Consider the following 23,605-nt stretch of genomic DNA (forward strand, 5'->3'; position numbering starts at 1 on the left):
ACATAACTCATATTTAAATTGAGAACTATTTTTCATGCCGAAACTAGTCAAATCAAGCGTTATTAGTAATAGAAACTATTGGCCTTTAGCTATCCTTCCCTGTCCCAATAAAAACTATCTAACACCCATTGACTTATTTTCGACAACAATAAAATATTTCTTCATCATTTTATAATAATGTATAACTTTATTTATCCTATTGTAACACCCTTCCAATTAAGCCACAGCAAAAACTACAAAATTAATCTTTCCGTACTTTTTTCAATTTAATCAATTGCTACTTTCTAAACATTTTCAAACGCTTTCTTTATGTATTTCATCCGTTTTTCTACATGTAGCGAAAAGTAATTGTTATTTCCAAAACTTTAGTGTATATTTTTTCTCTGGAACATCTTTAAGAGGAAGGAATTAAAGCCATGTTATTAATCGATATATTTACGTTTCTTGGCATTATCGCCGCTGCCGTTTCTGGTACATTAGTTGGTTTGAAAAAAGATCTAGATTTATTTGGTGTCCTTTGTTTAGCTGTAGCTACTGCGCTCGGCGGCGGTATTATTCGTGATATTATGATTGGTAACCTGCCTCCTGTCGCATTTGTAAAACCCATTTACTTTTTCGTAAGTGTACTATCAGCATTATTCACATGTATGTTTTTTGAGCGCATCAATAAACTTCAAGTTGTTATTATGCTTTCTGATGCTGTTGGTTTAGGTGTATTTACAGCTATTGGTGCAAATGCAGCAATGTCACATCACGTTGACGCCTCGTTTTTAGTCGTTTCAATGGGAGTTATTACAGGTATTGGGGGCGGTATTTTACGTGACATTTGCGCTCAAGATATCCCGTATGTATTCCGAAAAGAGATATATGCAATTGCTTCTATTTTAGGAGCAGTTAGTTTCTTAATTACACATGCAATGGGGGCACACGTATTAGCTTTCTATGTTTGTTTATTAATAACATTCGTTATTCGTGTAGTCACCGTAATATATAATGTACATTTCCCAGTTTTCTTTAAAACACATGCAAAAATTAATAAAGGCCATTAAGAGAATTCTACATAGAATTCTCTTAATTTATATACAATTCCATATACTATAGAGTAATTGTATATAAAAATATATAATTACATTAGAATAAAAATGAAAACGTTTTATAAACAGGGGGAAGAATGATGCTTGGGGTTTTTAAAAAAAATAAAACAAACACCAGTATAATTGAATTAAGCAAAGGCCAACAAATCATATTTAACGTGCCTGCTAATTCTGAACTAAAAACTCAAATGGATATGCTACATATTTCAAAGGAAGATTTACAAATTGTTAAAGTATTACAGCCATTTATTTATGAGGAAATAGATTGGATAACAGAAAAATTCTACACCAACATCACAAAACAACCTAATTTAATTGCTGTTATTGAACGCTACAGCTCTATTCCCAAATTAAAACAAACTTTAAAGACACATATTAAAGAATTGTTCAGCGGGAATATGAATGAAGATTTTATTGAACAACGTGTTAGAATTGCAAAAAGGCACGTACAAATTGGTTTACATAGAAAATGGTATACTGCTGCTTATCAAGAATTATTCCGCTCCGTAATGAAGATTTTGCAAACGAAAATTTCAACGATAGACGATTTTTCTTATTCTATAAACGTAATAAACAAATTATTAACTTTAGAACAAGAACTTGTTATTGCAGCTTATGAATCCGAATATGAAAGAATCCAAAAAGAACATGAAAAAGAAAAAGAACTGACAGCTATGACGATTACACATATTGCAACAGAACTAGCGGCAGTATCTGAAAAAACAAGCTCTTCTATTCAACAGTTAACGTCTAAATCAGAAAGTATCGTAGGAATTGCAAAAACAGGTACATCATTAGCTACGACATCAGAAGAAAAGGCCAATAAAGGAAAAGAACAATTAAATCTGCAAAACAAACGAATGGAAAGCATCCAAACGAATATGGAAACTATCATTACTGATACTCGTGAACTTCTTGATATTTCTAACAAAATTAACGAAATCATTGATATTGTAAAATCAATCGCCGAGCAAACAAATTTACTAGCATTAAATGCTGCTATTGAATCTGCACGTGCTGGCGAATTTGGTAAAGGTTTTTCAGTCGTAGCGGGAGAAATCCGAAAGTTATCAGAGCAAACGAAAGAATCAATTTCCAACGTTACAAAACTTGTTGAAAAAACTAATGAACAAATTATACACGTCTCTTCTTCCGTGGAACAAATAAGCTCTCTCGTATCTGAAGGGACAGATAGTATGCATGCGACAGATCAATATTTCCAAGAAATCGTAAAAGATATGTCTAACTCTAAAGAACAAAATAAAAAAATTGAAAATGCATTAGAAACTATCTCACAAGTAATGAAGAGTATTCAAGACGATTCCTCGAAAATGGCCTTAACAGCGGATAATTTACAACTAGAACTAAACCGATAAGGCGAATCGATACAAGGTGGAGATTCTTCCTCTCCACTTTGTATTCATCTCTATCATCCATCTACAAAAAAAGAATCTAAAATGGATTCTTTTATTTTCTGAAAAATATCTTTTGGCAATAAAAATAACTCATATAAACACCAAAGCTTTGTAAAATAAACAAAGCTGGCATAATAATATTATAATATGCCATATCTACTTGAAAGAGCCTTAACGATACATATCCGGTAATTAATAATACAAACAACATATATCCTTCGTTTGGCTGTTTCTTAATTAGAAAATGTAATAACGCTATGGCCATAAATAATGTCACTACTATATATATAAGCTTTTCACATTTAAAAATAATAGAATTTATTCCCTCATCTGAAAACTGGTTAATAACTGGTTTTAACAGTTTAAATCTTTCTACTTCCATTTCTTTTAACTCTTGATCAATGTGCTCTTTTACACTTTGATTTTTGGATGTTTTTTCTTCATTTTTACTTTTTCCAATTAAAACAGATTGAACATAAGTCTGATTAGAAATCGTATACTGTGACATTCCCATCATCTTGATACCATAGCTCACACCAAAATGAGTACTATAAAACAGAATAAGTATTCCTATCATTTTTAATAGTAATTTTCGCTTCGTTGCTGATTGAAATAATTCAATTAACAGCACATATACAACTATAAAAATAGGTAAAAATAACCCCATCGGGAAAATCATATTGCTAAGCGCAAATAAAATGGCTGAAATTACCCACATATAAGGATGATCTAATCCCTTATATAAAAATATGTAACAAGCACAATAAAATAAAAATATTGCGAGTGATTCCGCCGTTAATACAGAACTCATAAATATATTTGGAATGTATAAAGCGTAAAATATTGATGCAATACGACCACACTCTTCTCCAAAGACCATTGACGCAATGCGATAAATGAAAAATGCAGTTCCTGTACAAAATAAAATATTAAATAGTTGTAAAGCGAATACCGTATCACCAAATATACGAATGATGATCGATTCATAAATAATAAAAGGTAACTGTGCTACATGCTCTATATTATTGCCAATTGCAATCTGCTTTGCAGACTCATACATAGCTTTCATATCACCTACCATTGGACCATCTACAAATAGAACTGTGATAAGTCTTACAACTATAGATATGCTTATAAGAAAAATAAGAAATTGTTTATCTGTAAAACGATATTGCAAAATTGATGCTACTAGCAAAATAAGAATAACAAAAATCACTAATACAATTGTTATACTTGTTGTACTTCCCCCAAAAAATTGCTTACTTGTTTCAAAAGCCGCCCAACAACTATAGACAAAAAATGCGAGCATCGCACCAATCATTATTTTACTGAAGAAAGACGAAAAATTTGTTTGTATATGATTCATATGTCCATTGCACCTCTATTTCCATTTATAACAAAACGATTCTATCATGAATAGGCACAAGGTTAATAGGGAATTTCTATGACAAATACATAGTCATTACTTTTTCACTTGCAATGTAAGCGAATCCTCTTTTACACTACATTTTATATACGATAAATTTTCTTTCAGTTACATGAATACAAATACAGAAATTTCAATAAAGTGAAACTTTAATCCACGGGGGTTTTGTTCATCCTCCACTGACTATTAGCCCGCAAATGGCGGGATAATCCTCTTTTGGAACACTTTACTTCATTAAATATCTAATATGAGTACTCCACTTACACATGTCACTCTGATTGAAAACAAAAAATAGGGGATGAATATATGGAAAAGAAATTCATGCGAGAATCAAAAGCAATTAAAACAACACGTGTTTTTCCTAACGATTTAAATAATCACCAAACACTTTTCGGGGGGAAATTATTAGCAGAAATTGATAGTATAGCTTCAATTGCAGCTGCGAGACATAGCCGCAAACATTGCGTAACAGCATCTATCGATTCCGTTGATTTTTTAACTCCAATTCACCAAGCAGATTCTGTTTGTTATGAAGCATTCGTATGTTATGCAGGAAAATCTTCAATGGAAGTTTTCGTAAAAGTAATTGCAGAGGATCTACTAGCAGGCGAGCGTAGAATGGCCGCAACGTGTTTCATTACATTTGTCGCATTAAAAGACGGAAAGCCTTCATCTGTACCACAAGTAATTCCTGAAACAGAGGAAGAACATTGGCTACATACAACTGGTTCAGAGCGCGCAGAAAATAGAAAAAAAGGACGTTTGAAAAGTAAAGAAATGGCTGAAGTGTTAACTTTAAGTAAGCCTTGGAATATGTAACATTAGGATTTTATCTTATACATGCACAGGGTTTTTCTTCCTTGCATGTATTTTTTATTATAATAAAGTGTTACGCCTGAGCATTTTTATTCGATGCCTGTTTCCTGAAATCACCCATCAGCTTTTCCTTTATTTTGTTATACTATTAATGGTATATTAAATAAAGTTCGTTTAAAAATAACCATAATATGATTAAGTATATAAGGGATGGTGCGGTAATGTCTATTGAGGTACCAATTTCAATACCAAAAACGTTAATTATTATTCCAGCGTATAACGAGGAAGAAGCAATTGCAGATACATTAACAAGATTATTAGAACTAAAACAGCATTTTACATCATTAAGCATTTGCGTTATTAATGATGGATCAAAAGATAAAACAGCTCAAATCGTAAAAGATTTCCCTGTTCATCTTGTTAATTTACCATATAATCTAGGTATCGGTTCAGCTGTACAAACTGGATATAAATACGCTTATGAGAACGGATATGATATTGCGATTCAGTTCGATGCTGATGGACAACATAATCCGGATGATTTATACAAGATCATACAGCCTATTGCCGATGATCAATGCGATATGGTGCTGGGTTCACGTTTTACAGAAAAAACAGCATATAAAGGTAGTATTTCCCGAAGAATCGGTATTTTTTATTTTACCGCTCTATTGAAAGTACTAACAAAACAAACATTTATGGATCCAACTTCTGGGTATCGTGCTATCAATCGAGAAGTAATTAAGATTTTTGCACACAATTATCCAAAAGATTATCCAGAACCAGAAGTCCTTATTCATTTGAAAAAGAAAAAACTTCGCATTAATGAAATATCTGTAAATATGCAAGAGCGACAAGGTGGACAATCTTCCATCACTCCCCTTAAATCTGCATATTACATGGTTAAGGTAAGTCTTGCTATATTGATGCAAAAAATCGTGAAAGGTTGATAATAAATGCATATAATTACCTTTTCATTTATCTTTATTTTATTACTATTCTTCTTAATTATTAATTCCATTCGTCGTGGGACTTTAGAAACAAAATATGCTATTTTATGGATTTTCGTTTGTATCGCAATGGCTATTTTAAGTTCTACGGATAAAATTATAAATTGGATTGGAAAACTATTAAAAGTAGAATATCCTCCGTCCATTTTATTCTTATTCGGACTATTATTCTGTTTTATCTTAATTTTTGACCTGACGAGAAAAATCTCCAAATTACACCATCAACTTGTAACCTTAACGCAAGATTATGCATTATTAAAACAAAAGTTAAAGATAACAGATAAAGAATAACTTCCTAACTAAATACTAATATGTTAAAGCTCCTTAATTTCGCCTGAAAAATTAAGGGGCTTTTATCATTTCAAATTATTTCTTTCTAATTATACGAGGTACCACAATAGAAAGTTGATTTACAAAGTTTATATGCGGTAAACTTATACAGATGTTCTTGTAATCATCTTCCTTTTAAAAGGCTTATATAAGTGTAAAACATAAAAAATTTGAGGAGATAATAATTATATGATGGAACAAAAACAAATCGTTTCAGTTGTTATCCCGCTGTATAATGCGGAAAAATACATCGAAGAGACGATGGAATCAATACTAAATCAAACATATAAAAATATTGAAATTGTAATTGTAGATGATGGGAGTAAAGATCAATCATCTTCTATTGTAAAAAATCTTGAACAGAAATATCCGGGACAATTAAAATATGTCCCACAAGAAAATCAAGGCGTTTCAGTTGCTCGTAATACAGGAATTGAAAATGCTAGCGGAGAATATGTTGCTTTTCTTGATAGTGATGATTTATGGCATCCAACAAAAATAGAAAAACAAATTGAAAGTATGCATAAAAACAACATGAACGCTTGTTATTGCGGCTATATGAACTTTTACGAAGAGACTGGGGAAAAAGTTGAGCATACGACAAACTTTATTAAAGGTGATATGACAAAAGCTTTCTTAACACATCAAGTTGTTGCTCAGACGAGCACTTGGATTTTCAAAAGATCTACCGTGATGGATCATAACATTCGTTTCACACCAGGATGTAGCTGGGGAGAAGACTTAGAATTTCTATTTAAATTAATGAGTGTAACAAATGTATGCTATGTAGATGAATATTTAACATATTATCGAATCTTATCAGAAGGAAATCTTTCTTCAAAGTATAAAGATTATGAATTAAAAACAACAAAAGAATTAGAAATATTTAATCGAATGAAAGATTGGGTTCATAATAAGTCAAAAGACTTAATCGTGAATGATTCTACAGAACTTATTGAAATCCTTGAAACTTATTTATTCCCATATACAGTCATTAACAACGCTTGTATATACATTAAGGGAAACTCTAAATTAGATAAATCACAAGTTCAACTAATCAAGAGCGATATAAATAAATATTGTCGCAAAATTTATTCGAAAAATGGAAAACGCAGCAAAAAGCTATACGCGATGCTTTGGTTTGTACGAATAAAGTTTATGTTTTCTTAAATAAAGAATACGCTTTTAAACATACTTTCCGTAAACAAAGCAAATTTACAAATAGGACGAAGTGCGTCCTGAAAAATAGAAAGGTCTTGTTCCATGAAAACAAATAAAATCCTTAAAAACGCCTCCTACCTATTTGTAGGAAATATTACTGTTCGTTTTGTACTTGCTATTGCGACCATTCTCTTTGCAAGATATGTTTCACCAGATGAGTATGGGATGTTTACAGTTGCATTAGCAGTTTCCGCTGTCATTTGTTATTTTACAGATGCAGGTTTGACACATACGTTTATGCGTGAAGGAACGAGAGGCGATGCTAACATTAGCGTATTAATAAGTAGTTATTTACGTATTCGTTTAGTATTAGCTATCGTAATTTCTGTGCTCTTCGCTATTTTCGCTCAGTTCTTCTATACTGATGCTTACTTACGTGCGATGGTATATTGGGTTGTACTACCAACAATGTTTGGAGCAACTTTACAAGGTGTTGGGATGGCTTATTTCCAAGTAACAGAACGTATGCAATTTACAGCGATTATTTCTGTAATACAAGGTGTAACAGCCGCAGCCGCTCTTCTTCTAGGGATGTCATTTAAATGGTCACTTATGATGGTCGCTGCCATGTACGGAATATCTAGCCTTGTAACAGGAGTCATTGCCTTTATAATGACAATCCGCTATACAACAATTCATAAGGGCTGGGATAAAGGCATTTTAGATCAATTACTTATTTTCACAATCAATGGCGTTATCATTATGCTTTTGCCGCAGTTAGGTCCCATTATATTAGAAAAAGTTTCAGCGAATGAGCAAGTTGGATTCTTTGGAGCCGCCTATAAAATACCTGCTGTACTTTACCAAATACCCGGTGTAATTGCAGCAGCTTTTTATCCAAAATTGTTTGCTTTTGGAAATGAAAAGAATATTGATGAACATAGAAAACTATCTCAGTTCGAATTAAAACTTATGTCTTTCTTAGGAATGGGAATTTCTATCCCATTTATCGCTGATCCAAGCTTTTGGATTGTTACTTTATTAGGTGAAAAATATGCACCAGCTGGTGATGCTCTTGCAATTTTAGCCTTTATGGTCATTTTACAATCCATCAACTATCCACTTGCTGATAATTTAACAACAATTGGTCAACAGTGGAAGCGTGCGACAACGATGGGAATTGGATTGGCTGTTGCCATCATAAGTTACATCGTATTAGGTGGCCAATTTGGAATGATGGGAGCTGCTGTGGCTGCTATCATTACCGAGATTACATTATTAATCGGATTTACTTTATTCGTTCGTAAAGGCTTTTCATTACTATTCAAAGGAATAATATTCAATGCACTAGCATTTATAATCAGTTACGCAATATACCGCACAGTATTAATTAACTTACCACCACTGGTAGCTCTAACACTTACTGGTATATTGTACGGTATTATTGGCCTTGCAATTGATCCACAAATACGCGGGTTAATTTTAGGATTTGTAAATAAAAAATTAGTTCGTAAAAATGCTTAAAAGCCAAAAGCTTTTCCTATTAAAAATGGAAAAGCTTTTGGCTTTTTATATATCATCATTTACAGAACATAAACTCTGAAGACTGCACTTCATTATTCTCGACTTTTCAGTGGTTAAAGAATACTATATATTCCATGTCAAATTGACTTACTTTCTGAAAATGCTTTATACTAAATTACAAGTAAACTATGAAATTCAATGCTTGTAAAATATATATGATACAACAGAAATATATATTTTTTTATGCTAAAACTAAAAAACACACCTTTATAATCGGTGTGTTTTTATATGTAACAACTTTCAAAGGAGGATTATAAATTTTTATGAGCATAAAGCCGAACAATAAGATTTTCTCAAAGAAAACTATAATGATTATTCCGATATTATTATTGTGTGCTTTTGCTTTTCATTATTTCTTTTTAACATCTAATCAAATTTTTTCTGGTACAGGTGATGCATTAAGCCAATTTGGTTTCTTTACATTTCTCCTGCAACATGCCTTTAAAGATGGTAATCTTTTTTGGTCTTTTGATTATGGATTAGGTGGAGATTTATTTGGAGAGTTTAGTTATTATTACAGTACAGCGCCGTTCTTCTGGATTACGCTGTTACTTCCTAAATTAAACATTGAACAAATCTATGATATGAAATTATACGTGAGTATTTTAAAAAACTTTTTAGCTATGTTATTCATGTATGGTTCTTTACGTTATCATAATAAAACAGTCTTCTCATCTTTTATTGCTGCTATTATGTATGGTGGATGTATTACTTTTATGCGCCATTCATTACTTTGGGATTTCATGGCTGATGCCATCGTATTTTTACCATTAGTAATATGGGGACTTGATAAATATATTATAGAAAAGAAACGTGGACTTTTCCTAGTAGCTGCTACTTTAATGTTAGCATCGAACTTTTATTTTGCTTTTATCACAAGTATTTTCATTTTCATTTATGCATTTTTCCAATACTTTGCCACACAGCAAAATAAAACAATCGTCTCTTTTCTAGCTTATTATATTAAAATTGGATTATTATACGGTCTATCACTTGGCTTGGCTGCAGTTTGCTTTATTCCATCAGTCAATGCGGTATTTAGTGCGGATCGGTTAACGAAGAAATTTGATATACCTTTATTCTTTGACGATAAATTTTATAAAGATTTAATGGAAACTATCTTCTTCGTATATGATGCTGAAAATCATCAATTAGCTTTACCAGCTTTAATTTTATTCCTAATCATATTTGGAATGTTTATACGTGATAAACTTGTTAAAAATAAGGTACTCTTTACATTTTTCATGTTCATTCTGTTTATGCTTCCGTATACATACTCTGTATTCAATGGTTTCTCAGCAATGCAGTATAGATGGCTTTATTTATTTGTATTTGTAATTGCTCAAACTATAGCATACATCTTAGATTGGATGATTGTTCATAAGAAAGAGCATAAATTACTTTATATAATGAGTTCATTAGTATCAATTGGATTATTCATTTATGCATTTTATAGAAAAGTAAATATAAATGTAAGTGATAAACCTTTACAGGCAGTTGACAATATTTTAATCGGAACTATCGTTCTTTCTGTCATTACAGTATGTTTATGGCGTTATCTTTCTAAGCCTTTCATACAATTTTTAGTTGTAGTGAACGTACTCCTTAGTACAATTTCCATGAATTACATGTATGCTAATAATATACTTAGTACAGCTTTCGGACAAAGTAATGCTACAAAAGAAGCTTTACATGTATCTGGCTATGATAACAAAGATGAGATTGCTGCCATTCGTTATATACAAGAATATGATAAAGACTTTTATCGTATTCTTAACCCAGGTAGCGCCCATAATACACCAATGCTACAAGGTTATCATGGTACAAGTACGTACCAAAGCTTGATTAATTATTATGTTCATGACTTTATGAAAAATAAATACAACGTATTCCAAGGGTTCGACACTCCTTCGATGTTCTTCCAAGTTGATAGTCGACTACTACTTGAAAATATGTTAGGTGTAAAATATCGCGTACTAAGCGCTGATACAGATCAAAAAAATATCCCATATGGATATAAACTATTAAAACAAGTAGGACCATATAATATTTACAAAAATGACTATGCTTTACCATTAGGGTATGTATATGATTCTGGTATAAGTGAAGAAGAATTTTCTAAATTAAACTTCGCTCAGCGTGACCAATTATTATTACATGCTGTAGTCGTTAATAATGTAAAAGACTTTTCATTAGCTCATTTTGATAAAAAGAACCTTAATTCAAAAGCGGTATCTATCAAAATGGAAAAAGTACAACTAGAAAATATGGAAAAAGCGAATAATAAACTCATTGTCCATGGCAATGGAAATATGATTGTACCTATAAATTATCCTAATGCTCCTGGAGATTTAATTGTAGAATTAAAGATAAAAAATAAAGGTTCATTCCATGCAGTAGTTAACGGGAAAGATATGGGGAAAGGTGAAGACACTGGTGCATACTCATATCCTTTAGAAAGATTTGTTTATAATTTAGGTAAAGACGATCGTCCAGACCAACTAACTATTTCTATTGATGCACCAGGTGAATACGAACTTGAAGACTTACAAGCAAATATCGTAAATTACGAAGGGGTACAAAAAGAAACAGAAAAACTAACTGAAAATAGACTTCAAAATATTTATTATAAAAACAACTATTTAAAAGGTGAAATCAACTCGAAAAAAGATGGATTACTATATTTATCTGTTCCATATAGTAAAGGTTGGACTATAAAAGTTGATGGAAAAGAAACAGAATTCACGAAAGCAAATTCTGCCTTTATTGGCGTCCCGATTACAAAAGGAGCACATGTAATCGAAATGACTTATGTTACACCTTACTTTAAATTAGGTATGATTATATCAATAATTTCACTACTTATTTGTGTAGCCTTACTAGTTTTTACAAATCAAAAAGGACGCCGAAAATTACCTTTTAAAAAGCAGCAATGAGCACTCAATAAATCATGAAGCTATCCAAAGCGGATAGCTTCATAAAAAATATTAAATAACGTTTTAACCATTATAAACAAGGAGGGTCAAAAATGACTCTTTCAATAGTCGTACCATGCTACAATGAAGAAAAGATGCTTCGAGCCTTTTATTCAGAGACTTCTCTAGAAATTCATAAATTAACTACCGATTATGAATTTGTTTTTGTAAATGATGGTAGTAAAGATAGTACATTAAATATTCTACGTGATTTGGCAAATTCAGATTCAGCTGTTCATTATATATCATTTAGTCGAAATTTCGGCAAAGAAGCCGCTATGTTAGCTGGTTTAAAATACGCTACAGGTGACGCAGTTGTTATTATGGACGCCGATTTGCAACATCCTCCTACACTAATAAAAGAAATGTTAGAAGGATATAACGAAGGTTACGACCAAGTTATTGCAAAAAGAACAAGAACAGGTGATTCACCCGTTCGCTCTTTCGCTTCTCGTCTATACTATAAAGTGATGAATAAGTTTGTAGATATTGAACTAGTAGACGGCATTGGAGATTTTAGACTTTTAAGTAGAAGAGCTGTTGATTCTCTATTATCTTTAAGTGAATACAATCGCTTCTCAAAAGGTTTATTCTCCTGGATTGGATTTAATGAACTAATTATCGGATATGAAAATGTATTACGTTCTGATGGAGAAAGTAAGTGGACTTTTTCTAAATTGTTAAATTACGGAATAGATGGTGTTATCTCATTCAATAACAAACCATTAAGACTATCTATATATCTTGGATTATTAACAACTATTTTTGGGATTTTATACGTAATTACTACATTTATTCAAATTATTGTTGGTGGTGTTGAAGTCCCAGGATACTTCACTTTAATTTCTGCTATATTATTTATTGGTGGTATTCAACTCATTTTCCTAGGTGTTATGGGTGAATACATCGGTCGCATTTATTATGAAACGAAACGTAGACCACATTTTATTGTAGCTGAAAAGAAAGTTAGTGAAGTCAAACAAAAAGCATAATATAAAAAAAGTTATTTCTATCTACAGAAGTAACTTTTTTTATATACTAACATTTACATACCTTTTTTTTGCATAGATATAATCGTTTCTTTTAGCCCGCTATAATAAGAAGTTTTAGGTATCTCACCAATATACCTCTCATATTTCTCTCCGCTTAATACAACAGGATTTTCTGTCAAATATAGCATTTCCACAAATTCTTTCATCTGCTTATCAAATAGTCCAATTAAATTTATCATACCTTTTTTTACTGTCATTACTGGTTTTGTATATCCCGTTAATTCTTGTATATGTTGAATCATCTCTTCACCTGTAATGACACCATAACCTGGTATGTTCCAATTTTGTCCATAGGCCTCATCACGTAAAGCTAATTCAATCATTGCTTTTGCACCATCTGGTGTGAAAATATATTCACGAGCAATCTTTTTATCTCCAACAAAGCTTGATAACTTATTTGCAAGTACCCCATTTAAAGTATGATGAACAAGTGTACTTTCTGCATTTGGACCATAAAAATCAGGAAAATGTGCAATAAACATTTGTACACGAGCCTGTTTTGCCATCATTTCTAGTTGTAACCGAATTTTCCCCTTCTTCGTATGTGGTGCCTTTTTAACTTCTTCCGCTACAGGTTCTTCCCCTTGCCTCCCATACGCATAAATATTATCAACTATCCCTAACTTACTGTCGTAATACCTTGCTACTTCTAATATATTTTTTAATAATTTTGGTTGCTTCTTCTCCCAATCTGAATATGGAATGTTTACAGCATGAAATATAATATCAACGTCTTTCGCAGCTTCCATTATATCCTCCTGTATAAATACATCTCCCGCTACAACTTTCACATTTTCTTCTCCAGAAAATAATATCTCTAATTTCTCTTTATTCCTCGCAAAGGCCACCACATGAATTCCTCTGTTACATAATTCTTTTACAATTGCATACCCCATTGATCCAGATGCTCCTAGCACTAAAGCTTTTTTCATTATAAATCCCCCCTAAATTAATTAACCACCGTTCAATTAATATTAAAAAGAAAATCACTTACATAAGAAGCGATTTTGAAATAAACTCCACGTGTACTTTAGCTAATCCTTTTACTTCTTCAAATGTTTGACCACTCCCACAATAGTGTGCCACAAACCCATGTAATGATAGAAAAACAGACCATATTGTCATTACATTTACCTTCTCATTACATAAAGAAGATACAACAGTAGCAAATTTTTCGTAACTAACATTTGGGCCATCTGCTAAACATTCTTTTAACTCATCATCTCTAATTAAAAACATGATTTCATAATGACTTTGATTTTGCAAACCAAATTCAATAAAACCAAATAAAACAGCTTTCAATTGTTCCTCTTGTGGCAAATTTTGATCATTAATCTCATCTAATTTTTGATTTAGCAACTGAAAATCTTGTTCTACCATTGCATAAAAAAGCTCTGCCTTATTTTTAAAATGATAATAGATAGCACCGTGACTATACCCTAATTCTGTTGCGATTTTACGCATTGAAGTATGCTGATACCCTTGTGCTATAAATAGGCCCCTTGCTACATTCATAATCATTTCTCTCGTTAATTCTTGTTTAACTGCCCTTCTTGGCGTCATTTTTCATACCTCACAATTTAATTGACCACTGTTCAATTTATATTATAACCTTTTCCCAAAAAAATACAATGATTATCTTACAAAAAGATACATTTTGAAAGGATAGCATTATACTCAATAATTTAGTATCATGATTCAAGACACTATTTTGAAATGGACGGAGGATACTATGAGTTTATTAACAGTCGAAAAATTAGGCCATACATTTGGCGATCGCACATTATTTAAAGATGTATCCATGCGTTTACTAGCAGGTGAACACGTTGGATTAGTCGGTGCAAACGGTGTAGGTAAATCAACATTTATGAATATTATTACTGGTCAACTTATCCATGATGAGGGCCGCGTAGAATGGACACCTGGTACAAATTACGGTTACTTAGACCAGCATACAATTTTAACACCTGGTCGCACAATTCGTGATGTATTAGCTGACGCGTTTTTACCTTTATTTGAAAAAGAAAAAGCTTTAAATGAAGTTGCAGAAAAAATGGGAACAGCTACACCAGAAGAATTAGAGGATCTTCTTGAGCAGATGGCAGAAATACAAGATGCTCTTGAAGCAGGCGGTTTCTATTTACTAGATATGAAAATCGAAGAAGCAGCACGAGGTCTTGGAATTGATGCAATCGGTTTAGATCGTGATGTTTCAGCACTAAGTGGTGGACAACGTACAAAAGTATTACTTGCTAAACTATTACTTGAACAACCAGAAGTGTTATTACTCGATGAGCCTACCAACTATCTAGACGTTGAACACATTAATTGGTTATCGAATTATTTAAAAGAATACCCGCATGCATTCTTATTAATTTCCCATGATACGGAATTTATGAATAAATGTGTTGATGTTATTTTCCATCTAGAATTCACGAAAATGACGCGCTATACAGCGACATACGAAAAATTCCTAGAACTAGCAGAAATCAATAAAAATCAACATATAAACGCTTATGAAAAGCAGCGCGAGTTTATTAAAAAGCAAGAGGACTTCATTGCAAAGAATAAAGCTCGTTATTCAACTACAGGTCGTGCAAAGAGTCGTCAAAAACAGCTTGATCGCATGGAGCTTATTGATCGTCCTGAAACGGCAATTAAGCCAGAATTCTCATTTAAAGAATGTCGTGCAAGTAGCCGTTTCGTCTTTGAAGGTGAAGATGTAGAAATCGGATATACACACCCATTACTACCAAAACTAACAATGACAATTGAACGCGGTGAAAAAATTGCCATCGTTGGATGTAATGGTGTTGGTAAATCAACATTACTAAAAACGATTTTAGGAAAAAATAAACCTTTAAGCGGTAAAACGAGTCTTGGTGACTTCTTAGAGCCTGCATACTTCGAGCAAGAAGTTAAAGCTGATAATATAACACCAATTGATGACGTCTGGAACACATTCCCTAGCATGGACCAACATCAAATTCGTGCAATGTTAGCGAAATGTGGATTGAAAAATGAACATATCTCTCGCCCATTAAATCAATTAAGTGGTGGCGAACAAGCAAAAGTTCGTTTATGTAAGCTAATGGGTGAAGAAAGTAACTGGCTACTATTCGATGAGCCAACAAACCATCTTGATGTTACAGCAAAAGAAGAACTACAAAAAGCTCTGAAAGCATATAAAGGGACAATCCTTCTTGTATGTCACGAACCAGACTTTTATGAAGGCTGGATAACAAAAGTTTGGAATGTTGAAGAATGGTCACAAAATAATTCTTAATTATAATAAAAATCCTTGCGTCCTGTTCTATATGCAAGGGTTTTTTATTATTATCATTATGTTATTTTTATCTTATAGTATGCCATAAGCCTTAATCGAAACTCATTTAAACCAGGATATACCGCTAAATTAGCAAGCATACCTCTAATAACTGGAATCCTTGGATTTGGCAATCTCATTTCCGCCTCTAAAACATCTAGCGTAACAAGCAATTCATCATTTTCTAATTGATCGGCTAATGTTCGTTTAAATACAATAATTTCACTTAAAAAATGTTCCTTCACCTGTTCCTTAATAAGCTTGGAACTGCAAAGAAATTCTCCAAGTCTCTCTTCATGTAGAACAGGTTCCTCCGAAGATTTTAGAAGCCCCCCTACTAAATTGTCTATCCTTTTTAAAATAAAAGCTGAGACATATGACAAATCAATTTCTGGCGCATTTAAAATAATTAATTCTAAATACCCACGGCATATCCCTTCCACCATAATTACTAAATCTAACAAGTATGGAATAACCTTTTCACCATAAATGGACAGTAAGCTATTTCGATAAAATGCATGAGACTCTAATTTCATCCGCATCATAAATTCTTCTACTTCTTTATTAAATGGAATAGCATTTTCTCTCGCGTGCATAATAATAAATTCCTTATGCTTCTGTACATCAGTAAACTGGTAACACAATTGTTTTTCAAATTTTTCACGTGGCAATAAAGATTCTCTATCAATATCCAGCATTTTCTTTTGGATTTTGTCATAATAATATCGAAGTATCGCTAATAACAACTCATCTTTCGATTTAAAATATAAATAAAAAGCCCCCTTTGATATACCACAGGCTGTGACAATTTCCTGTACTGACGTTGCATTCACACCCTTAGTCGCAAATAACTTAATAGCCGATTCTATAATTAAACGCTCTTTTTCTTTCATATCTTCTCTCCTAAATTTAATCTCGCATCATATTATAAATTTAATTTTATCCCGCTATTTACGGACGGTAAGACAACCACTTCAAAATTCTGTGGAAACAAAGAATTTTAGGTGACCGTAAAAGCCCTCTGGTTATAGTTTCACTTTATTATACCATCTCTTTTCATTGACGACTGACCGACCAGTCAGTTATATTATGTATTAGACTGACCAATTGGTCAATACAATAAAAAGGGAGCGCAAATATGAACAAACTCATCAATTTTTCGTTAAAAAATAAGTTCGCGGTTTGGCTACTAACCATTATTGTTACCATTGCAGGCATTTATTCTGGGATGAATATGAAGTTAGAAACAATTCCTGATATTACAACGCCTATTGTAACAGTAACTACGGTTTATCCTGGTGCTACACCAGAAGAAGTAGCTGATAAAATTTCAAAACCAATGGAAGAGCAACTCCAAAATTTAAGCGGTGTAAACGTTGTTAGTTCATCATCTTATCAAAACGCATCTTCTATTCAGGTAGAATATGATTTTGATAAAAATATGGAAAAAGCCGAAACAGAAATTAAAGAATCGCTCGCAAATCTGAAACTGCCAGAAGGTGTGAAAGACCCGAAAGTTTCACGAGTAAACTTTAATGCCTTTCCTGTTATTTCATTAAGCGTAGCGAGTAAAAATGAATCTTTAGCTACCTTAACAGAAAATGTAGAAAAAAATGTTGTTCCTGGATTAAAAGGACTTGATGGTGTCGCATCTGTTCAAATCGCAGGTCAACAAGTAGACGAAGTACAGCTTGTCTTCAAAAAAGATAAGATGAAAGAATTAGGTTTAAGTGAAGATACTGTAAAAAATATTATTAAAGGTTCGGACGTATCGCTACCACTTGGCTTATATACATTTAAAGATACGGAAAAATCAGTTGTTGTAGATGGTAACATTACAACAATTAAAGCATTAAAAGAATTAAAAATTCCAGCTATCCCTTCATCACCGAATGGTCAAGGTAATCAAAATGCTGGTGCTGGAACACAAGCACCACAGATGAATCCAGCCACTATGAACGGCATACCAACGGTTACATTAGAAGACATTGCTGATATTAAAGAAGTCGGAAAAGCAGAGTCTATTTCTCGAACAAATGGAAAAGAAGCAATCGGAATTCAAATTGTGAAGGCTGCTGATGCGAATACAGTTGATGTTGTAAATGCAGTTAAAGATAAAGTAAAAGACCTTGAGAAAAAATATAAAGACTTAGAGATTATTTCAACATTCGATCAAGGTGCGCCTATTGAAAAATCAGTCGAAACAATGCTTAGCAAAGCTATTTTCGGTGCTATCTTTGCGATTGTTATTATTATGTTGTTCCTGCGAAACATTCGAACAACGCTAATCTCTGTCGTTTCTATACCACTTTCTTTATTAATTGCAGTTTTAGTAATAAAACAAATGGATATTACGCTTAACATTATGACACTTGGAGCAATGACAGTCGCTATCGGACGTGTCGTCGATGACTCCATTGTTGTTATTGAAAATATTTATCGACGTATGTCGTTATCAGAAGAAAAATTACGTGGAAAAGATTTAATTCGTGAAGCTACGAAAGAAATGTTTATCCCAATTATGTCTTCTACAATTGTAACAATCGCTGTATTCTTACCTCTTGGGCTTGTAAAGGGTATGATTGGTGAAATGTTCTTACCATTCGCTTTAACTATTGTCTTTGCTTTATTAGCATCCTTACTAGTAGCTGTTACAATCGTACCAATGCTAGCTCACTCCTTATTCAAGAAAGAGAGCATGAGAGAAAAAGAAGTACATCATGAGGAAAAACCAAGCAAATTAGCAAACGGATATAAACGTATACTTGAATGGGCGTTAAACCATAAAATTATTACATCAAGTATCGCAGTCCTTCTATTAGTAGGCAGCCTTGCACTTGTGCCAATTATCGGTGTCAGCTTCTTACCATCTGAAGAAGAAAAAATGATTATTGCAACGTACAAACCTGAGCCAGGTCAAACGTTAGACGACGTTGAAAAAATTGCAACGAAAGCTGAAAAGCATTTCCAAGATAAAAAAGACGTCAAAACGATTCAATTCTCATTAGGCGGCGAAAACCCAATGAGCCCTGGTCAAACAAATCAAGCAATGTTCTTCGTTCAATATGATAACGATACGAAAAACTTTGAAAAAGAGAAAGAACAAGTCGTTAAAGATTTACAAAATATGTCTGGAAAAGGCGAATGGAAAAACCAAGATTTCGGAGCAAGTGGCGGTAGTAACGAAATTAAGCTATACGTTTATGGAGATAGCTCTGAAGAAATTAAGCCTGTCGTGAAAGACATTCAAAATATCATGAAAAAAAATAAAGATTTAAAAGACGTAGACTCTAGTATTGCAAAAACATATGCAGAATATACTTTAGTCGCTGATCAAGAAAAGTTAAGTAAAATGGGGCTAACTGCTGCTCAAATTGGAATGGGACTTTCGAATCAACATGATCGCCCTGTTCTAACAACAATTAAAAAAGACAGTAAAGATATAAATGTATATGTAGAAACTGAAAAACAAAACTATGAAACGATCGATGACTTAACAAATCGTAAAATTACAACACCACTTGGTAATGAAGTTGCTGTTAAAGATGTTATGACTGTAAAAGAAGGTGAAACTTCTAACACAGTAACACATCGTGATGGCCGTGTTTATGCGGCGGTTAGTGCGAAATTAACATCTGATGACGTTTCAAAAGCATCTGCCGCTGTTCAAAAAGAAGTAGATAAAATGGATCTTCCTTCTGGCATAGATGTTTCTATGGGCGGTGTTACACAAGATATTCAAGAATCATTCAAACAACTTGGCTTAGCGATGTTAGCTGCGATTGCCATTGTATACTTCGTTCTTGTTGTTACATTTGGCGGTGCCCTTGCACCATTCGCAATTTTATTCTCGCTACCATTCACAATCATTGGTGCACTCGTTGCCTTATTAATCTCTGGCGAAACGTTAAGTGTATCTGCGATGATTGGGGCTCTTATGCTAATTGGTATCGTTGTAACGAACGCAATCGTGCTTATTGACCGCGTTATTCATAAAGAAAATGACGGCCTATCAACACGTGAAGCATTATTAGAAGCTGGTGCAACACGCTTACGTCCTATCTTAATGACTGCAATTGCAACAATTGGGGCTCTTATCCCACTTGCATTAGGATTTGAAGGTAGCGGCTTAATTTCTAAAGGACTTGGCGTAACCGTAATTGGCGGATTAACAAGTTCAACATTGTTAACACTTCTTATCGTACCAATCGTTTATGAAGCATTAAGCAAATTTAAAAAGAAAAAAGCAAAGTAAAAAAATAACCTCGCAGTTGCGAGGTTATTTTTTATTTCCGAACAGGATTAGGAAATCACCATATCCTTCTTTTTCTAAATCGTCTTTTGGAATAAAACGAAGCGCCGCTGAATTAATACAATAACGAAGGCCATTTGGTCCTGGACCGTCTGGAAATACATGTCCGAGATGTGAATCTCCTTCCTTACTTCTCACTTCCGTACGCGTCATATTATGGCTAACATCCATTTTTTCTTTCATACTAGCTGACATAACCGGTTTCGTAAAACTAGGCCATCCGCATCCGCTATCAAATTTATCGAAAGAAGTGAACAAAGGTTCACCGGAAACGATATCTACATACAAACCTTCTTCTTTATGATTCCAATACTCATTTTGAAATGGTGGTTCTGTCCCATTTTCTTGAGTCACGTAAAACTGCATCTCATTTAATCTTTCTTTCAAATGAGCATTATTCTTTGGCCAATGTTGTTTAATAAAAGCATCTCGCCCTGATCCTTTACGGTATAACTCATAGCGGAATGTGTTTTTTTTATGATAGCCTTGATGATATTCTTCAGCCAGATAAAACGTAGTAGCTGGCAATATTTTTGTAGCGACCGGCTTCGAAAAACGGCCCCTCTTCTCAAGCTCTTCTTTTGAAATCTCTGCCTTTTTATGTTGTTCTTCATTATGATAAAAAATCACTGTTTCATAAGACTGTCCACGGTCGTGGAATTGCCCCCCCATATCAGTCGGATCAATTTGTCTCCAATATATATTTAACAACTCTTCATACGGCATTTTATTTGCATCAAATGTAATTTGTACTGCTTCATAATGCCCAGTTGTTTCCGAGCACACTTCTTTATAGGTTGGATTCTCTTTATGGCCACCTGTATAGCCTGAAACAACCTGTATAATCCCTTCCATCTCTTCAAACGGCGAAACCATGCACCAGAAACACCCACCAGCAAATGTAGCTAATTCCGTCTTTTCATTTATAGCCATTATTTCACCCCAATTGTATATTCTTCTTACAGTATGGCATAGAATACCATACTTTATAAAAGAAAAAGCATCGAATATCGATGCTTTTTCTAAACTTTATTTTCCAGAAAAATCCTTTTCATTTTCATCACTTGTCACATCTAAAACATCTAATAAGAATATGAAAATCGGAATACCGATAATTAGTCCCCACACACCTAAAAAGTGTTCAGAGAAAATTAATACCATAAATGTATAGAAGATTGGTAAATTTGTTTTTTGTGACATGAATTTTGGATTTAATACATAACTCTCAAGCGAATGAATTACTGTTACGATAACTACAATATAAACGACATACATAATACCGCCGATATTATAAGCAATCATACAAAGTGGAAATAACGAAATGATCACACCTGCCACTGGAATTAAACCAAGCAAGAAAATCATTAACGCTAAACCTAGTAATTGTGGGAATCCTAATATCCATAATGCGATAACAGATAAAACACAGTTAACAATTGCGATTAAAAATTGTGCTTCGATTACTTTTCCGAATGAACGTGCAAATTTCTTTCCGAAATACTCTATTTCGTTATAGAAAATTGCAAGTCGGCTTTCTTTAAATTTCGAAGTAAAAGCAACGATACGTGCTTTTTCAAGTAAGAAAAATAAGCTTAAAATTACAGAAAGTAAAACTTGAAGGCCAAATTTACCAACATTCGTAATAGATTTATACAAAATGTCTACGCCTTGCCCTACATATTTAGAAAGCTCCATATGATTAACAGCATTAACTGCATACTTAATTAATTCACTATCAGGTGGATTTCTTAAAAATACATTGAATTGATAAATCAATTGTGAAATTTGTATTGTTAATACCGGTAAATATTTAAATAGCGTAATGGCAATTCCCGCCACTAACATTACATATAAAAGCGCTATAATAATTTTCCGATTAATTGGCATGAAATGATCTAATTTACGAGAAATAAACTTTTGGAATCGATCCATTAAATACGTTAACATAAACGTAATTAAAATTAAATTTAACATACTTTGCATCCCATACAATATGAGAGCAAGTAATACTAATACGATTAACCTCTGAAATCCTTTGCTTTGAAACAGGTTTTTTATTTGCATAATCGACGAGTACTCTCTCCTGTCCTATAAAGTAAAACTTTAACAAGTAGATCTCTCTCTATTCTCTACTTATAATTATCCTTTAATATTAAAGCCATTGCGAGCAATTTATCTTCAATCCTAACTGCCCGTTAATTGTGCTAATATATTATGTTACTTCTTATTTTACAATACAATGACCTATTTCAGAACGCATTATACGTAGTATTAATGAAGATTTAAGGAAACTTTTATTCTTCAATAGGTCTTACCACTACTGTAACATAAAAAGCAAGCTATCAGTAGAAATCCGTCCTACAAATAGCTTGCTTTTATATTTTTTTAAGTAAGTTTTATCATCCAATAAACGGCATGAACATCGGAATAACCACCACTGTTACGACACCAACTACTGTCACAGCGATACTTGCCATAGCTGCTTCTACTTCACCCATTTCAATTCCTACCGCAACCCCTAACGCATGTCCTGCTGTTCCGAGAGCTAAACCTTTAGCAATCGGATGTTTAACTCTAAATGTTTTTAAGAATAAAGCTCCTAATGCGTATACGATAACTGCATTAAAGATAACTGCAAATGATGTAATTGCTGGAATACCACCGATACTTTCAGATATTGGTAATGCAATTGCTGTTGTTGCTGCCTGCGGTAACATTGAGTTCATTACAGCAGTATCTAAACCAATTGCTTTTGCGACAATGAACACAACAACCACTGAACAAATAGATCCAACCACGATAGCCGATAAAATTTGCCACCAATATTTTTTCAACTTATCAACTTGTTTATATAATGGAATTGCAAAGGCGATTGTTGCTGGCTCTAAGAAGAAACTAATCATCTTCCCACCAGTATTATATTCCTCAAAGGTAAAGTTACCTACCTTTAAAAATACAATCCCTAATACCATTGCTACGAATAATGGTGTAAATAAGAAGAATCCTTTTGAGTGTTTGAATAAAAACGTTCCGATTCCGTATGCAATTAATGAAACGACGATTCCGAAATATGGAGTCATTGTGCTTGTCATGTTCATTACCTCC

General features: G+C 33.1%; 18 protein-coding genes and 2 pseudogenes. 12 read left to right on the forward strand and 8 right to left on the reverse strand.

Annotated elements, in window-relative coordinates; translation table 11 throughout:
- The first annotated feature begins 416 nt into the window (after positions 1 to 416).
- The 3 genes and pseudogenes from FT637_RS20245 to FT637_RS30655 all read left to right on the forward strand — a co-directional run bounded on the left by FT637_RS20245 (position 417) and on the right by FT637_RS30655 (position 2,470).
- Positions 417 to 1,049, forward strand: coding sequence for a trimeric intracellular cation channel family protein (locus tag FT637_RS20245; RefSeq protein ID WP_002068626.1), 633 nt, complete (start codon positions 417 to 419; stop codon positions 1,047 to 1,049).
- A 239-nt stretch (positions 1,050 to 1,288) separates the two neighbouring features.
- Positions 1,289 to 1,666, forward strand: a pseudogene (locus FT637_RS30650) (protoglobin family protein); the annotation flags it as partial.
- A complete protein-coding gene (locus tag FT637_RS30655; protein ID WP_413773239.1) occupies positions 1,664 to 2,470 on the forward strand; it encodes a methyl-accepting chemotaxis protein in 807 nt (268 codons plus the stop codon). The pseudogene FT637_RS30650 and the gene FT637_RS30655, both read left to right, overlap by 3 nt.
- A 91-nt stretch (positions 2,471 to 2,561) precedes the next feature.
- Here the strand turns inward: FT637_RS30655 and FT637_RS20255 are convergent, their stop codons facing one another.
- Complete coding sequence (locus FT637_RS20255; RefSeq protein WP_193647833.1) at positions 2,562 to 3,875, reverse strand: ArnT family glycosyltransferase; 1,314 nt, start codon at positions 3,873 to 3,875, stop codon at positions 2,562 to 2,564.
- Positions 3,876 to 4,241: 366 nt separating this feature from the next.
- Here FT637_RS20255 and FT637_RS20260 point away from each other — a divergent pair, with 366 nt between their 5' ends.
- The 7 genes from FT637_RS20260 to FT637_RS20290 all read left to right on the forward strand — a co-directional run bounded on the left by FT637_RS20260 (position 4,242) and on the right by FT637_RS20290 (position 12,803).
- On the forward strand, positions 4,242 to 4,754 hold the full coding sequence (locus FT637_RS20260) for an acyl-CoA thioesterase (protein ID WP_193647834.1): 513 nt from the start codon (positions 4,242 to 4,244) through the stop codon (positions 4,752 to 4,754).
- Between the two features lie 218 nt (positions 4,755 to 4,972).
- Positions 4,973 to 5,701, forward strand: coding sequence for a glycosyltransferase family 2 protein (locus tag FT637_RS20265; RefSeq protein ID WP_159147349.1), 729 nt, complete (start codon positions 4,973 to 4,975; stop codon positions 5,699 to 5,701).
- A gap of 6 nt (positions 5,702 to 5,707) precedes the next feature.
- Entirely contained in the window at positions 5,708 to 6,052 is a 345-nt protein-coding gene (locus FT637_RS20270; RefSeq protein WP_002174456.1) for a DUF2304 domain-containing protein, read from the forward strand.
- 228 nt (positions 6,053 to 6,280) lie between these two features.
- A complete protein-coding gene (locus tag FT637_RS20275; protein ID WP_159147350.1) occupies positions 6,281 to 7,261 on the forward strand; it encodes a glycosyltransferase family 2 protein in 981 nt (326 codons plus the stop codon).
- Between the two features lie 93 nt (positions 7,262 to 7,354).
- Positions 7,355 to 8,776, forward strand: a complete 1,422-nt coding sequence (locus FT637_RS20280) for an oligosaccharide flippase family protein (RefSeq protein WP_193647835.1) — start codon at positions 7,355 to 7,357, stop codon at positions 8,774 to 8,776.
- A 323-nt stretch (positions 8,777 to 9,099) separates the two neighbouring features.
- The gene (locus FT637_RS20285) at positions 9,100 to 11,772 is read left to right on the forward strand and encodes a YfhO family protein (RefSeq protein ID WP_193647836.1); all 2,673 of its coding nucleotides are present in this window, start codon (positions 9,100 to 9,102) and stop codon (positions 11,770 to 11,772) included.
- Positions 11,773 to 11,864: 92 nt separating this feature from the next.
- Positions 11,865 to 12,803, forward strand: coding sequence for a glycosyltransferase family 2 protein (locus tag FT637_RS20290; RefSeq protein ID WP_193647837.1), 939 nt, complete (start codon positions 11,865 to 11,867; stop codon positions 12,801 to 12,803).
- Positions 12,804 to 12,856: 53 nt separating this feature from the next.
- On the opposite strand, the gene FT637_RS20295 is transcribed toward FT637_RS20290, so the two are convergent.
- Together FT637_RS20295 and FT637_RS20300 are read right to left on the reverse strand one after the other, a co-directional pair.
- Entirely contained in the window at positions 12,857 to 13,795 is a 939-nt protein-coding gene (locus FT637_RS20295) for an SDR family NAD(P)-dependent oxidoreductase (protein WP_193647838.1), read from the reverse strand.
- 58 nt (positions 13,796 to 13,853) lie between these two features.
- Positions 13,854 to 14,426 (reverse strand): TetR/AcrR family transcriptional regulator, encoded by a 573-nt coding sequence (locus FT637_RS20300; protein WP_193647839.1) that lies wholly within the window; start codon positions 14,424 to 14,426, stop codon positions 13,854 to 13,856.
- Between the two features lie 169 nt (positions 14,427 to 14,595).
- Between FT637_RS20300 and FT637_RS20305 the strand changes: the two genes are divergently transcribed.
- Entirely contained in the window at positions 14,596 to 16,149 is a 1,554-nt protein-coding gene (locus tag FT637_RS20305; RefSeq protein ID WP_193647886.1) for an ABC-F family ATP-binding cassette domain-containing protein, read from the forward strand.
- Between the two features lie 56 nt (positions 16,150 to 16,205).
- Here the strand turns inward: FT637_RS20305 and FT637_RS20310 are convergent, their stop codons facing one another.
- Entirely contained in the window at positions 16,206 to 17,081 is an 876-nt protein-coding gene (locus FT637_RS20310; RefSeq protein ID WP_193647840.1) for a TetR/AcrR family transcriptional regulator, read from the reverse strand.
- A gap of 245 nt (positions 17,082 to 17,326) precedes the next feature.
- Here FT637_RS20310 and FT637_RS20315 point away from each other — a divergent pair, with 245 nt between their 5' ends.
- Positions 17,327 to 20,443 (forward strand): efflux RND transporter permease subunit, encoded by a 3,117-nt coding sequence (locus tag FT637_RS20315; RefSeq protein WP_193647841.1) that lies wholly within the window; start codon positions 17,327 to 17,329, stop codon positions 20,441 to 20,443.
- 24 nt (positions 20,444 to 20,467) lie between these two features.
- On the opposite strand, the gene msrB is transcribed toward FT637_RS20315, so the two are convergent.
- From msrB to lrgB, 4 genes and pseudogenes are all read right to left on the reverse strand, one after another.
- Positions 20,468 to 20,920, reverse strand: a complete 453-nt coding sequence (msrB, locus tag FT637_RS29975) for a peptide-methionine (R)-S-oxide reductase MsrB (protein WP_319805957.1) — start codon at positions 20,918 to 20,920, stop codon at positions 20,468 to 20,470.
- A 45-nt stretch (positions 20,921 to 20,965) separates the two neighbouring features.
- A pseudogene (gene msrA / locus FT637_RS29980) lies at positions 20,966 to 21,433 on the reverse strand (peptide-methionine (S)-S-oxide reductase MsrA); the annotation flags it as partial.
- Between the two features lie 96 nt (positions 21,434 to 21,529).
- Positions 21,530 to 22,564: an AI-2E family transporter gene (locus FT637_RS20325; RefSeq protein WP_193647843.1), complete on the reverse strand. Its 1,035-nt coding sequence runs from the start codon at positions 22,562 to 22,564 to the stop codon at positions 21,530 to 21,532.
- Between the two features lie 335 nt (positions 22,565 to 22,899).
- Positions 22,900 to 23,592, reverse strand: a complete 693-nt coding sequence (gene lrgB, locus FT637_RS20330; RefSeq protein WP_002113184.1) for an antiholin-like protein LrgB — start codon at positions 23,590 to 23,592, stop codon at positions 22,900 to 22,902.
- Positions 23,593 to 23,605 lie beyond the last annotated feature (13 nt).

Origin of the sequence: Bacillus cereus (assembly GCF_015071065.1) — a bacterium.
Taxonomy (GTDB): Bacteria; Bacillota; Bacilli; order Bacillales; family Bacillaceae_G; genus Bacillus_A; species Bacillus_A cereus_BA.

Excerpts from the sequence above, each read along its gene's own strand:
- FT637_RS20245 (WP_002068626.1), top strand. The coding sequence starts at position 417 with ATGTTATTAATCGATATATTTACGTTTCTTGGCATTATCGCCGCTGCC.
- FT637_RS20255 (WP_193647833.1), bottom strand. The coding sequence starts at position 3,875 with ATGAATCATATACAAACAAATTTTTCGTCTTTCTTCAGTAAAATAATG.
- FT637_RS20260 (WP_193647834.1), top strand. The coding sequence starts at position 4,242 with ATGGAAAAGAAATTCATGCGAGAATCAAAAGCAATTAAAACAACACGT.
- FT637_RS20265 (WP_159147349.1), top strand. The coding sequence starts at position 4,973 with ATGTCTATTGAGGTACCAATTTCAATACCAAAAACGTTAATTATTATT.
- FT637_RS20270 (WP_002174456.1), top strand. The coding sequence starts at position 5,708 with ATGCATATAATTACCTTTTCATTTATCTTTATTTTATTACTATTCTTC.
- FT637_RS20275 (WP_159147350.1), top strand. The coding sequence starts at position 6,281 with ATGATGGAACAAAAACAAATCGTTTCAGTTGTTATCCCGCTGTATAAT.
- FT637_RS20280 (WP_193647835.1), top strand. The coding sequence starts at position 7,355 with ATGAAAACAAATAAAATCCTTAAAAACGCCTCCTACCTATTTGTAGGA.
- FT637_RS20285 (WP_193647836.1), top strand. The coding sequence starts at position 9,100 with ATGAGCATAAAGCCGAACAATAAGATTTTCTCAAAGAAAACTATAATG.
- FT637_RS20290 (WP_193647837.1), top strand. The coding sequence starts at position 11,865 with ATGACTCTTTCAATAGTCGTACCATGCTACAATGAAGAAAAGATGCTT.
- FT637_RS20295 (WP_193647838.1), bottom strand. The coding sequence starts at position 13,795 with ATGAAAAAAGCTTTAGTGCTAGGAGCATCTGGATCAATGGGGTATGCA.
- FT637_RS20300 (WP_193647839.1), bottom strand. The coding sequence starts at position 14,426 with ATGACGCCAAGAAGGGCAGTTAAACAAGAATTAACGAGAGAAATGATT.
- FT637_RS20305 (WP_193647886.1), top strand. The coding sequence starts at position 14,596 with ATGAGTTTATTAACAGTCGAAAAATTAGGCCATACATTTGGCGATCGC.
- FT637_RS20310 (WP_193647840.1), bottom strand. The coding sequence starts at position 17,081 with ATGAAAGAAAAAGAGCGTTTAATTATAGAATCGGCTATTAAGTTATTT.
- FT637_RS20315 (WP_193647841.1), top strand. The coding sequence starts at position 17,327 with ATGAACAAACTCATCAATTTTTCGTTAAAAAATAAGTTCGCGGTTTGG.
- FT637_RS20325 (WP_193647843.1), bottom strand. The coding sequence starts at position 22,564 with ATGCAAATAAAAAACCTGTTTCAAAGCAAAGGATTTCAGAGGTTAATC.
- lrgB (WP_002113184.1), bottom strand. The coding sequence starts at position 23,592 with ATGACAAGCACAATGACTCCATATTTCGGAATCGTCGTTTCATTAATT.